The 13,176-nt window shown below is 49.3% G+C and carries 9 protein-coding genes; all 9 read right to left on the bottom strand.

Annotation, left to right across the window (positions count from 1 at the left end):
• Positions 1 to 42: 42 nt before the first annotated feature.
• Complete coding sequence (locus FW758_RS06695; RefSeq protein WP_006083247.1) at positions 43 to 1,017, bottom strand: HlyD family secretion protein; 975 nt, start codon at positions 1,015 to 1,017, stop codon at positions 43 to 45.
• Entirely contained in the window at positions 1,007 to 2,428 is a 1,422-nt protein-coding gene (locus tag FW758_RS06700) for a TolC family protein (protein ID WP_107946452.1), read from the bottom strand. Before FW758_RS06700 ends, FW758_RS06695 begins: the two co-directional genes overlap by 11 nt.
• Positions 2,429 to 2,699: 271 nt before the next feature.
• On the bottom strand, positions 2,700 to 4,148 hold the full coding sequence (tldD, locus tag FW758_RS06705) for a metalloprotease TldD (RefSeq protein ID WP_220591886.1): 1,449 nt from the start codon (positions 4,146 to 4,148) through the stop codon (positions 2,700 to 2,702).
• A gap of 113 nt (positions 4,149 to 4,261) precedes the next feature.
• Positions 4,262 to 5,092 (bottom strand): carbon-nitrogen hydrolase family protein, encoded by an 831-nt coding sequence (locus FW758_RS06710; protein ID WP_268650170.1) that lies wholly within the window; start codon positions 5,090 to 5,092, stop codon positions 4,262 to 4,264.
• Positions 5,016 to 9,359 carry a YhdP family protein gene (locus tag FW758_RS06715; protein WP_446444977.1) on the bottom strand — a complete coding sequence of 1,448 codons (4,344 nt, stop codon included), beginning with the start codon at positions 9,357 to 9,359 and terminating at the stop codon, positions 5,016 to 5,018. The genes FW758_RS06710 and FW758_RS06715 overlap by 77 nt, the downstream gene beginning before the upstream one ends.
• Positions 9,359 to 10,825 carry a ribonuclease G gene (gene rng / locus FW758_RS06720; protein ID WP_006087039.1) on the bottom strand — a complete coding sequence of 489 codons (1,467 nt, stop codon included), beginning with the start codon at positions 10,823 to 10,825 and terminating at the stop codon, positions 9,359 to 9,361. The genes FW758_RS06715 and rng overlap by 1 nt, the downstream gene beginning before the upstream one ends.
• Before the next feature lie 249 nt (positions 10,826 to 11,074).
• Positions 11,075 to 11,677 (bottom strand): Maf family protein, encoded by a 603-nt coding sequence (locus FW758_RS06725; protein WP_115335620.1) that lies wholly within the window; start codon positions 11,675 to 11,677, stop codon positions 11,075 to 11,077.
• 2 nt (positions 11,678 to 11,679) lie between these two features.
• The gene (gene mreD, locus FW758_RS06730) at positions 11,680 to 12,168 is read right to left on the bottom strand and encodes a rod shape-determining protein MreD (protein ID WP_006083254.1); all 489 of its coding nucleotides are present in this window, start codon (positions 12,166 to 12,168) and stop codon (positions 11,680 to 11,682) included.
• On the bottom strand, positions 12,165 to 13,175 hold the full coding sequence (mreC, locus tag FW758_RS06735) for a rod shape-determining protein MreC (RefSeq protein ID WP_006087041.1): 1,011 nt from the start codon (positions 13,173 to 13,175) through the stop codon (positions 12,165 to 12,167). The genes mreD and mreC overlap by 4 nt, the downstream gene beginning before the upstream one ends.
• Position 13,176 lies beyond the last annotated feature (1 nt).

Consider the following 13,176-nt stretch of genomic DNA (forward strand, 5'->3'; position numbering starts at 1 on the left):
TGTCGACCGTATTGGCGTTGGGCGTGCGTTCAGTCACGGCTTTTACTCACTGCGCAGCAGCACAGACATGCCGACACGCAGATCAGCAATCGGCTGGCTTGGACGCAATTCCATCTCGAAAGTGCGCATATCAAAATCGTGGCCGCTTTCGGTCGAGCGCCAGGTGGCAAAGTCGCCCATCACGCTGATATGGGACACTGTAAATTCCACATCCTGCCCGAGTGCCGGAATATTCAGCTGAACTTTTTGGCCTTGCTTGAAGCGCTTAAGTTGATCTTCACGCACTTGGAACACGGCCCATGAATCCTGCATGTCAATCAGGCTCACAATCGGAAAACCGCTAGGCGCTAATTCACCCGCCTGCAATAGCACGTCGCTGATTTCGCCCGACTTAGGCGCACGCATTTGGCTATCTTGCATAATGGCGTTGACTTCTTTTACCGCACCTTCGGCCATACGAGCGTTACCGGCGGCAGCGGCTTTGGTTTCGACCCGCGCGCCTTCTTGTGCCATTTGATACATGGCTAATGCGGCTTGCTCTGTGTATTTCGCCGCTTGCCATTGGGTAAAGGCTTCATCGCGTTTTTGTCTCGCGGCCACGCCTTCGTTGAAGAGATTTTCGACGCGAGTATAAGTAGTTTTAGCCAGCGTTGCCGCTGCCTGTGCCTTGAGCCATTGCTCTTTGGCCGCCATCACTTCTTGGCTACGGGCACCGTTGTTAGCTTCAAGCTGCATCGCTTTAGCGGCATCGCGGCCACCTTCGGCTTGCATCAACTTAGCATCCAACTCAGGGCTGTTGATGGCGAACAGCAAATCCCCTTCGGCCACACTGTCACCACGGCGCACCAGCACTTGCTCGACGCGGCCTGGCACCTTAGAGGAGACATTGTATTCGCGGGCTTCAATCTGGCCCTGCAACAGGCTCGGCTGCGGACTGTAAGCCAGCTTGAGGCCATAGGCCAAGATAAGGCCTAATGCGACCAACGCCACAAGGGCAAGTATTCTGTTAGCGCGCATTGTTTGTCTCCTGCACTTGGGTAAGGGCTATGGTACGACCGATAAATTCATCTAATTGACCACTGATGGCCATTAATCTGGCATAGGCTTGCACATAACGATAACGGGCGGCCAGTTGTTGAGTTTTAACTGCGCTGAGTTTCAGCTCGGCATCGACTCTGTCGATAGAAGTTGAAAGCCCTTGATTAAAGGCGATTTCCCGCAGGCGCAGGTTTTCGGTGGCGAGTTCAAGTGAGGTATCGAGCGCCTTCACTTCTTCTTCGGCCTGTAATAATTGGCGATAGCTTTGGTCCAGTAACAGACTCAAGTCTTGCCGCGTTTGCGCCTTGGTGTAACGGGCCTGCAAGAGTGCACTCTTGGCGGCCTCGACCTTACCACTGCGACCGTCGCGGCTGAGGATGGGCACTTTAACGCCGACACCGACCATCCAATCGGGCTCTACCTGAGAAAACAGGCTGTCATCTTCGTAAAGTGTGTAATTACCAAAGAGGAATACTGTGGGGTAATACTTACCCTGTTCTAATGAAACCAAGCCATTGGCCTGAGCTTCCTTGGCTTCGAGCAATTTAAGCGCTGGATGTTGGCTCAATGTCACTTGAGTGAGCTGACCTAAAGACGGCGCATGCGGCAAGACAAATAAAGGTGACTCTGTGCCGACATCGCTTTGCTGCAACATACGCGACAGGGCGATAACCGCCATTTCATGTTGACGGCGAGCGCTGCCTAAATTGACTTTGGCATTGTCTAAGGCGACCTGCGCATTGAGGCGTTCAACCTTAGCGATTTGACCTTCTCGCTCTAATGCTAGCGCATGGTCGACATGCTTAGTTAAAGAGCCGACAAGATCGGTTTGGGTATTCACCAGCGCCAGCGTGACATCGACAGCGTAATATCGGTCCACCAGCAGGGTAAATAAATCACGGGTGGCAAGCTGTAACTCTTGTTGCTTCTCAGCCACCATAGCCGCGTGTATACCTTGGGCTGCGGTGATCTGCCCACCCGTATAAATCGGCCACATAGCTTGTAAGCTCGCACGGAAAATATCTTGCTCGGTAAAAGGCGTGACAAACATTGATCCCGGAATACTCGCCAGAGCTCCGCCAAGGGCGGGTGGCAAAGTCGCGGGATCAAGGGAGGCTAAGGGATTGAGATCCCGAAGATCCAGTTCAATCGGTTTTTCGAGGTGGGTATAACTGCCATTAAGGCTCAAGGAGGGCAGATTTAAGCTCTCGCCCGCCTCTTCTTCACCTTTAGCGCGATTAACTTCCTGGGATTGCGCTTGCAACTTATCGCTCACCTTCAGCACTTGTTGCCAAGCGTCGGTGAAGCTCGTGGGCTGGGCATGGCCAGCCAAAGGCAATAAACAAGGCAAGGGCAGTAAACACAGCCAAGCCACACGTGATAGTTTCATTAACACCTCTAGAGTAGTTACTCTAATTTCCTTTGCGAATGATAACATCCATCATGGTAAGCGGCTAGAAGGACGATCACAGAGGATCGAACCTAGTACTCTTCGACCGAGCGACTAAGGCGATTTATCTCAGTTTTGCTCCTTGGAGCTCAACATGCTCATGCACTGTAACATAGCCATGAGCATACCTTTCCGTATGAGCCCGAAGCCGAATCGAGCCTTACCTATTACCACGCTTATCGCCATCGCGCATCTACAAGCTGAACGAATACTAAGCCGTACCACCCACAGTTAAGCGATCTAACTTCAAGGTGGGTTGGCCTACGCCTACAGGGACACTTTGACCGTCTTTACCGCAAACGCCAACACCTTGATCTAAAGCCATATCGTTACCGACCATAGAAATCTGGCTCATTGCCTCAGGGCCGTTACCGATTAAAGTGGCGCCTTTAATGGCTTGTGTAACTTCACCATTTTCAATCAAATAGGCTTCGGATGCGGAAAACACAAACTTACCCGAAGTGATATCCACTTGGCCACCGCCAAAGTTCGGGGCGTAAATGCCCTTCTTCACTGACTTGATGATCTCACTTGGATCCGACTCACCCGCCGTCATATAGGTGTTGGTCATACGTGGCATAGGTAAATGCGCGTAAGATTCGCGACGACCGTTACCCGTTGGCGCAACGCCCATCAAACGAGCATTGAGTTTGTCTTGGATGTAACCCTTTAAAATACCGTCTTCAATCAACACGGTTCTTTGAGTCGGCACACCTTCATCGTCGATGCTGAGTGAACCACGACGATTAGGCAAGGTGCCATCATCGACCACAGTCACTAACTTGGAGGCGACTAACTGACCCACCTTACCGCTGAAAGCACTGCTGCCTTTACGGTTAAAGTCACCCTCTAAACCATGTCCAACCGCTTCGTGGAGCAATACGCCCGGCCAGCCATTGCCTAACACCACGGGCATTTCACCCGCTGGCGCATCGATAGCATTAAGATTGACCTGCGCTTGACGCACGGCTTCGCGGGCAAAGGCAAAACACATAGGTAAACCCGTGTCATCGCTTGCCATTAATACACCGTAGTCATGACGACCACCGCCACCGGCGCCGCCACGTTCACGTTTACCGTTTTCTTCTAAGATCACGCTACAGTTAAAGCGCACTAAAGGACGAATATCGGCCGCTAAAGTGCCATCGCTGGCAGCGATAAGGATTTCTTCGTGCACGCCCGCAAGACTAACAACGACTTGAATAATGCGGCTATCTAAACTGCGAATAAAGGCATCGGCTTCTTTCAGCAGATTGATTTTTTTGACTTCTTCCATCGCCGCAATCGGATCTAAGCTGTCGTATAATGCCAAGGCTTTTTGACGTTTAAAGGCTTGAACCTGAGTTTGCTCACCGGCACTGGCAATACCGCGTGCGGCCTGAGCGGCAGCGCTTAGGGCTGCTGGCGTAATATCATCGGCATAGGCGAAACCAGTTTTTTCACCGCTGATCGCCCGCACGCCCACACCGCGTTCGATATGGAAACTACCGTCTTTAATGATGCCGTCTTCCAGCACCCAAGACTCGTGGCGACTACCTTGAAAATAGAGATCGGAATAATCGATTTTGTGCTGATGTATGGTGTTTAGATAGGTTTGCAGACCCTCTAACGCTAACCCATTCTTCAATAAACTTTGCTCTACTTGTGCTAAAAATGGCATCTATGCTCTCTTTGACCCCAAGGGATCTTGATATTCTGAGTGTAAATTCGCTGTACTAATTCTGTACGTAAATCGCTGTCTAATTCGGTATTGCCGCTCGCCAGTGCGAGCGGTTATTTCAAGCTTGGCTCAAGGAAACGATTATGCTGCATCACGGGCATTTTACGGCGAATACTGTGCAGTTCGGTTAAATCGACCTCAGCCTGCACCCAACCCGTACCCGTTTTACGTTCAGCCAAAATATTGCCCCAAGGACCGACTATCATGCTCTGCCCCCAAGTTTCACGACTGCCTTCGTTATGTTGTCCCCACTGAGCTGCAGCAAGAATAACGCATTGGGTTTCAATGGCTCTTGCCTGTAGCAATACTTGCCAATGGGCTTCACCGGTCACTTTGGTAAAGGCCGATGGCAAGGTAATGATCTCGGCCCCCGCAAGACGCATCGCCCTAAATAAGTCGGGAAAGCGTAAATCATAACAGATGGCTAGGCCAATTTTGCCAAAAGGTGTATCGATAACGCTAATGTGATCACCGGGGCAGAAGGTTTCGCTCTCACGATATTGTTTTGTACCATCGGCAACATCCACATCAAAAAGATGCAGCTTATCGTAGTGCCCTAAAGTATCACCTTTATCATCAAACAGATAACTGCGGCTATACACGCGGCCATCCTCAGCCAGCGCCGGAATAGTGCCTGCCACCATAAAGACCTGAAATTTGGCTGCCAGTGCACTTAAGGCCGACTTGAGCGGGCTCTGATGAGCATCACCCGCATAGGCGAGTTGCTGACTTTCGTGGCCACCAAACAGTAAACTGCATTCGGGCAACACGACTAAATGGGGCGCATCGGCATCCCGTTTGAGTTCGTTAAGCTGCGATTCGATAAACAGCAGATTGGCGCTGACGTCGCGACTGCTCTGACATTGCAACAGGCTGATGTGCATTCTGATCTCCCTGAATTTGCTTAATCGGTTCTACTGCTGGCTGATTCTCTGGTGTGGCGGGTAAAACTGGGGCTTCAGACGAAGGCGTTGCTTGAGGTTGCACCAACTTTAAATCGGGCGCTTTAATTTGATCTGTGGCTGGCTTTGGCTCTTCTGACTCTGATTCTTCAGATCTGGCCTCATGAGGCTTAACTGCTTGTGGCTCTGATATTTGAGAAATTGGCGCTTGAGTTGGCTCAGATTTAGCGTTGCTCGGTTTGACTTCAGTTGACTGAGCTTCAGTTAACTTAGTTTCAGTTGGCTTAGCTTCTGTTGATTGAGCTTCGGTCGATTTCGCTTCTACCGGCTGAGTGATATCGGCGTTATGACTTGCAGCTTCGGTTGGCGCCGCTGGGCGTTCAACTCCAACAACAGGTAAAATAGCCTCGGGAATTTCAATCTCTTTACTCTTACGCTCCAGCTCTTCAACCACAGGTTCAGCCATAGTGCCGGTCACCCGAAAACGAATTTCTGAAATCACTTCAATCACAGGCTCAAGCACTTTTGTCAGGGCAAATGCGCCCAGACCGAGAGTCCACGCACTGGTACTGAGCAATACCACCGTCGGCACACTCGAGGCCAATTGCGGCACAAAGCGGATATCGTAATTCAAACTTTCTGTGGTGAGATCCGTATAGCCACGGACCTTCATATTGCCCGCAATCGCATCCATTTCGGTATCAGTGGTTTTCACCACACCGTTATCAATTTGCAGATTGCCATTGAAGGAGTTGAAATACATCCCCTGACCGAAGACATCGGTGAAATCCAGCGAAAGTTTGCGTACCAGAGAATCTAAGCTGAACAGGGAGAAAATGCGCGCGCCCTTATCACTCACCTGAGATAAATGCCCTTTGCCTAAGTCGAACTTCACCTTGCCATTTAAGGTTTCAAGGGAGAAAGCATAAGGCGCACCTTGCCAAGACAAATCCGCATTAACCTTTAATGGCGCTTCATTGACGCCGGGATCTATGCCCAACTGAGCCGAGAGATAATTAAACTGAGTGGCGTTCAATTCAACACTCAGATCAGTTTTATTCTGCCCTGCCTGTTGCTGCCAAATACCACTGCCCTGCAAGGTCACATTGGGCGTAGTCAACGACAGAGTTTGGATTTTATAGCCCGCCGCTTGAGGGCTCGCCTGCAAGACTAGCTTGCCAAAAGGTTTATCGAAGAAACGAAAATCTTCCACATTCACGGCCACGGGTGGCAGGTTAGTGAGCACTTGATCGCTGGCAAAATCGGCATCAGTATCCTGCTTAACCTCAGGTGAAAAATAGAATTTGCTCGCCACAACTTTGAGGCCTTGGGTTCGCCAGTTGGGATAGAAATCTACCCAGCCGTCAAATTCGTTGGCAACGGTATTAAAACGCCAGCCCGTTTCATTAGGTTTCGCATTGAGCCTAAGCTCGGTCAGCTGTTGCCCTAAAAGGTCGAGGCGGCCAATATGGGAATCGATACTCGCCACGGCAGGGAATAAACTGTCATGGGCAATATCGTCGACAAGGATGCCGGTTTTAGGTAATTTCTCTTGGCCAACAAAGGCATTAATCACAGGTAACCAGTCGGCTAGTTTCGCCTTGCCAAGGTCAATTTGAATATGACCTTTTTCAGTATTTCGGGCTTCATCCTGATCGAATAAACGCCCCAATAACAAATCAAAATAACTAAAGTTAGCGCCTTTTTCAGTATCGAAACCACCGATAAACTCGGCATGACTCGCGAGCTTTACATCTAAGGTTGCATCATTTTGATCGCCAATAAACTCAGCGACTAAGGGCCGCGGCTCATCTTCGGGTTTGGCAAAATATCCCGGGAATGACAGTTGAGTGCCAAGCATATCCGAAGTTACTTTGGCTTGAATTTGATAACCTTTTTCAGTAAACAGCATAGTCATAGCGCCGTCCCAACTGATTTTACCCTGATAGAAATCACTCAAAGGATTATGCAATTCTTCGGGGAGACGATTCAGATCCCAACGACTTTTGAGTAAAAGATTAAGGCCAAAATCTTTGCCTTTAGGCTGAGTATCAAAGGTTAAGTTGAGCGGCTGTTCGAACAAACGCGCTTTAATACCTTTACCTGTCACCACCTCATTCGCAAAGTCGACGATACCCGTTACGCCATTAAGCTGCAGTCCGGGCTGGGCAATATACACGGGCGTGTTATCAAAACTAATTTGACCACGAATATCTTCAGCGCCTCCCTCATACAGCGGAATACTGATATCTAAATTGCCAGTTACAGCGCCTTGTACTTGCACGACATCTAAGGTTTTACCCACTGAACCCGCCAAAGGCGAGGCTTGTAACACTTTAGTCGCCGCGCGGCCTTGGGTAGCAAGTTCGGCTTCAATCCTCAGCAGCGTGTGTTCGCCAATCGCGGGAATAAATACATGGGCACCCGTGGCATCCACGTTCATTAGCTTGCCTTGGTTGAGCCAAAGATCCATACGAGCATTTTCAAACAAAGCATTAAGGGATAAGTCTGTGACAGCAGGCCAATCGGGTTGAAACTGGAATTGGGCATCCGTTAAAGTAAATGCCGCTTGAAACACGCCGCTATTGTCATCGAAGGGGAACCCGTTTAACTGACCACGCCAAACGACCTGTGCATCTTGGGTCTGACCCGCTTTAAGTCCTGTATCCAAATATTCAGCCAGCGATTCGCCCATCGCCTTATTGGGGAAATACTTGTCGGCATTGGCGACATTATTGATATGAACATTAGCAGCCAGCGCCATATGCGCCGCAGCACTGAAATCCAATTTAAGCGCAGCATCTAAGCCTATCTCATCGTTCTCAAGCTGCAACTGCGGCACGTTTAAACTCAACTCTGCAGTATTGAACTGACCATCAATTGCCGCACCGTTAAAGACGAGTGGCGCCGAAAATTCATCCCCAAAATCCACGGTATAAACTTGTGCAGGCAAAGAGAAATACAGCGTCTTGTCTTGCCAATGTAAGTTCAGATCCAAAGGGTGGGTATTGGGGATACCATCGACCTTCTGCCAATGTAACTGTTTCACTTCAGTAGTGGCGAGCAATGGCTGATCGGCCTTTTGGTACAGTCGAATGGGCCCAATACTGGCTTCAGGCGCTAAAGCATGCCATTGATGTAATACGGCTTTATCGACTCCGGGGAATAGCGGTAACAGGGGTAACAGGTTTTGAGTGTTAACTTGATTCACATAGGCAAAGAATTCGTCATGTTGACGCTTAGCCGCCAGCGTTAACTGCGGCCAATGCTCACCGTTAGTGACAAAGTCGAGCCCTGAGCTCTGTACTTCCCAGCCTGAGTCCTTTGGCTGCCAAACGATATCACCCGCTTGGATTTCAAATCGTTGTGGCACTTCCTTTAAGGTCCATTGCAACCAGCTCGGCTCAAAATGCACCATGGCAGAACTGATACTGCGATCGGCAAACGTAAGCCAAGCCTTAAGATTAACGACCCCTTCTAAGGGTAATTTTTTGCTCGCATCATAGGGATTAGGCTGACGCGATGCCCACTCACCTAAGTCTAATGAGTTAGCCGCCAGATAAATCTGCCCCGTTAAGCTGTCGGGATTCGCGCCATCACCATTGAGATCTAACTGTAATCCCAGAGATTCATGCTCAGAGGCATTATCATCAAGATACAGTTCCCCTGCACCGCGGTGACGCTCGCCGTTATTGCGCCAATTTAGCTGGCGAATATGGATCGGGCGAAACTCTTGGCGCAAGCTGAGCAGCTGCACTGTGGCATGGGTTAACGAAAATCTGTCGAGTTGCTTGAGCAATAATGCATAGAGCCAATCAACTTGCGGCGCTTTATTGGTTGCGGCAGGATTATTTTCGGTCAGCTTGTCCATGTTTAACGCGATATGGACACCATCAAAATTGACATCTTCGATACGCGGCGTGAAGGTCAGCAGCGATTGCCAAAAATCTAACTTCACTTGCACATTCTTGATAATCAAAGTGACGGGCAGTTGTTCCTGCGGCGGGATCACTAGATTATCTATGTTAATTGCCGGACCAAACGCTTGCCAGTGGGCGGATAATTCCCCCACTTGCACATCAACCTTATATTCGCTTTTTACGTAATCAACCAGTTGCTGACGCACCCCATCAACCTGCGGCAATAAGCCACGGATCAAACTCACTGCAAGCGCAAATAGCACTATGATTAGCGCGATAAATTGCCAACAAAAACGACTTAGTTTTTTTGCAGTAAAAGGTGCCGCCACTACATCATCACCACATCGTATTTGTGCTGTGAGTACATAGGCTCATTTTGTAAACGGATACGCTTACCTATGTAAACCTCAAGTTCAGCAATCAGATGATTTTCATCGGTATGCAGGCTTTGATACACGGCTGGCGAACAGTACAACAGGAATTCATCGGCATCATAGGCGCGGTTTAATCGGATGATTTCGCGAAACACTTCATAGGAAACGGTCTCAACAGTCTTCATGCTGCCCGTGCCATGGCAGGCGGGGCATTCGCCGCAAACCACGTGCTCTAAGCTCTCACGAGTTCGTTTACGGGTCATTTCAACTAAACCTAAGCCAGAGAAACCGCTCACATTGGTTTTCACTCTGTCTTTAGATAAGGCACTGGTTAAGCTGCTGAGCACCCGAGCCTTATGATCCGCCGTCATCATGTCGATAAAATCGATAATAATGATGCCGCCGAGATTACGCAGACGTAACTGCCTTGCTATCGCTTGGGTCGCTTCGAGATTGGTATTGAAAATGGTTTCTTCAAGATTTCTGTGCCCAACAAAGGCGCCGGTATTGATATCCACAGTCGTCATGGCTTCGGTCTGATCGATAATCAAATAGCCGCCAGACTTGAGCTCAACCTTACGACCAAGCGCGCGTTGAATTTCGTTCTCCACATCGTAGAGATCGAAAATTGGCGCAGGCCCTGAATAATGCTCAATCTTCTCGGCAATTTCAGGCATAAACTCTTGGGCAAAGGACTGTAACTCGGCAAAGGTACGGCGAGAATCGACCTGAATACGGTCAAGTTCAGTACCGACAAAGTCACGCACAATCCGCACGGGTAAGGCTAAATCTTGATATAACAAAGACACGCCGCTGCGCTTACGTCGCTCACTCACCTTTGACCAGACACGCCTTAAAAACGCCGCATCTTGAGATAATTCGTCTTCACCCACGCCTTCGGCGGCGGTGCGGATAATAAAACCACCGTCATCATCGACATAGGGCAAAGTGATTTGCTTAAGGCGACTGCGTTCTTCTTCAAGCTCGATACGCTGGGAAACGCCAACGTGGCTAGAGCCAGGCATAAAGACTAAATAGCGGGAAGGCAAAGTGATATCGGTAGTCAGGCGCGCGCCCTTAGTGCCCAGCGGATCTTTAACCACTTGCACCATAATGTCTTGTCCTTGACGGACTAATTCGGCGATATCACGGACAACAAAATGACCTTTCTCAACATCGGCAACGCATTCAGTGTGCGGCACTATGTCGGAAGCATGTAGAAAAGCGGCTTTATCTAAGCCAATATCGACAAAGGCGGCTTGCATACCGGGCAACACACGGCTGATTTTACCTTTGTAAATATTGCCAACTAAACCCCGTTTCATGCGGCGTTCAATGTGTACTTCTTGCAGCACGCCATGCTCAACTAAGGCTACGCGCGCCTCAGAGGGGGTTACGTTGATCAGTAATTCTGAACCCATCTTGCGCTGTATTTTATTTGGATTTAAGCGACTGGTATTCACGACTCACCCCATTCGGGAAACTAGATTAATTAATCGAAGTTACAAACTAGATGCTACAAACTAGAAGTTACCCACTATCTAAGCATGAAAACCGAATAAGGGATAAAGGCTAAGGGTAACTTCATGGAGATACTCGATTAAGAGCCTAAAACCTCCACAAGGTTCATTCTAACCTCAAGCCCAAGCCGCAATACCAGTAACAAGGCGTTAAATCAGCCCAACCTCGGCTAACAACTCACGTGTTTCAACCAAAGGTAAACCCACGACGCCAGAATAACTGCCTTCAATCGCAGCCACAAAGCAACCGCCAAGCCCTTGGATACCGTAACTGCCGGCTTTATCCATTGGTTCTTGTGAAGCGACATAAGCGTCAATATCGGCGGCCGATAAGGCGCAAAAACGCACTTGTGTTTCGACTAAGCGCACTGAGGTTTTGAAGCTTAAATCTGCATCTGCTTGGTAAGTCAGCGCCACAGCGGTCATTACTGTATGCGTTCGGCCAGATAATTCACTGAGCGTACGCTTAGCATCGGCCACATCCAGCGGTTTGCCTAATATTTGGTTTTCAAGCACAACGATAGTATCAGAACCTAATACAGCAGGCTGTGACATATCTGCGCATAATGCCAGTCCAGCATGGGCTTTTTCGGCGGCTAAACGTCGTACATAATCCCTTGGCGCTTCACCTTGCTGCACGGTTTCATCGATATCCGGCGCCACTTGCGTGAAACAAAACTCAGGACGACCGAGTCCAATGTGTGCCAATAATTCTTTGCGACGTGGCGAAGTTGAAGCTAAAACTAAATCCACAGTTAGCGAACCTTATAATGACGTCGAACCCGACGTAGAATCCAAAATATCCAAGGCCAGATCACCAATCCTGAAATCGCAGGTAAGAATAGATCCGTATCGAACACCGCCTCTTGCATAACAAACTCGACCCAGTAAATCACTAAGTGATACATACAAATGAGCAGCATGATCACCAACGACTGTTGCCACTTAGGGAAATTTCGCAATCGCTGGCAATGCAAGATGGCGACATAAATTACCAAAGACATCGCTAAAGAGCGCACACCTAAGGTGGCACCCAATAAAATATCTAGCACTAGGCCTAAGACCCAAGCAGTTAAAATATTGTATCTATGGGGTAATGCGATAGACCAGTAGAGTACAATCATCAACAACCAGTCGGGACGCCAAGCATCGACCACACTCGGCAAAGGCATGATCTGGCTGATCACGCCGATAAATAATGTCACCCAAACAATGAAGCGCCCATTGGCGGCTTGAAAACTCATTGGTGCACCTCAGTCGCTGGAGGAGTGGTTTCCGTTGCCGGTTTGGCCACAGTGGCTGCGGGTGTAGTCACAGGCTTAGTCGTGTCTGCAGATGTGCCTTCCGCTGGACTCGCACTGCCGATTTTTGATGAGTTTTCGATAAGCGAATGATCCGCAGCAGGGACTGTAGGCTGATTAGGCAAGGTCACACCCGAATCGGGAGACGGCCAAATCAACAACACATAACGAATACGATCTAAAGCCGCTAACGGTTGGGCCGTGACTCGAGCGTAACTTTGGCCATCTTCAGTCAAAACCTCCATGACTCGCGCAACGGGATAACCTTCGGGGAAACGATTGCCTAAGCCTGAAGTCACCAATAAATCGCCGACACGAATGTCAGTACTCTTGGCCACATGGCGAAGCTCTATCTCATCAAGCTCACCCGTACCATTGGCGACAAGGCGCACATCATTACGGGTAATACGCACAGGTAAACCGTGTGATACATCGGAGAGCAATAACACTCGGCTGGTCATTTCACTGACCTGCACCACTTGGCCAACAACTCCTTGCGCATCCACCACGGGCTGACCGACAAATACACCGCTACGGGAACCATGATTCAGCACCACGTAATGATGGAAAGGATCGCTGGCGACCTCTAGCACTTCGGCCACCATCTTGCGCGAATCCAGATAGGCGGGTGAGCCTAACAGTGCACGCAAACGCTCATTTTCTTGGCGTAAGTGTTCGAAACGCTGTAAGCGTTCACTCATCAGCAGTTGTTGCCGCAGCAGCTCTTTATTTTGCAACGCCAGCATATTGCGGGTGGCAAAACTTTCAGATGACCAGTCAAGCGCCGCACCGGGCACGCTGGCTAAATACTGTAATGGACTAAAGACAGAGGATAGGTTTTGCCGCACAGGATCGAGGCGATGATTAGCCACAAGCAAGGCCACCGACAAAATAATTGCCAGTGTCAGACGGAATTGGTTTGAAATACCACGAACAAAAATTGGCTTCATA

Source organism: Shewanella sp. 1180_01 (assembly GCF_052850535.1).

What these genes read in the sequence shown, in the direction of transcription:
- FW758_RS06695 (WP_006083247.1), bottom strand. Translation starts at nt 1,017, where the DNA reads ATGCGCGCTAACAGAATACTTGCCCTTGTGGCGTTGGTCGCATTAGGC.
- FW758_RS06700 (WP_107946452.1), bottom strand. Translation starts at nt 2,428, where the DNA reads ATGAAACTATCACGTGTGGCTTGGCTGTGTTTACTGCCCTTGCCTTGT.
- tldD (WP_220591886.1), bottom strand. Translation starts at nt 4,148, where the DNA reads ATGCCATTTTTAGCACAAGTAGAGCAAAGTTTATTGAAGAATGGGTTA.
- FW758_RS06710 (WP_268650170.1), bottom strand. Translation starts at nt 5,092, where the DNA reads ATGCACATCAGCCTGTTGCAATGTCAGAGCAGTCGCGACGTCAGCGCC.
- rng (WP_006087039.1), bottom strand. Translation starts at nt 10,825, where the DNA reads ATGGGTTCAGAATTACTGATCAACGTAACCCCCTCTGAGGCGCGCGTA.
- mreD (WP_006083254.1), bottom strand. Translation starts at nt 12,168, where the DNA reads ATGAGTTTTCAAGCCGCCAATGGGCGCTTCATTGTTTGGGTGACATTA.
- mreC (WP_006087041.1), bottom strand. Translation starts at nt 13,175, where the DNA reads ATGAAGCCAATTTTTGTTCGTGGTATTTCAAACCAATTCCGTCTGACA.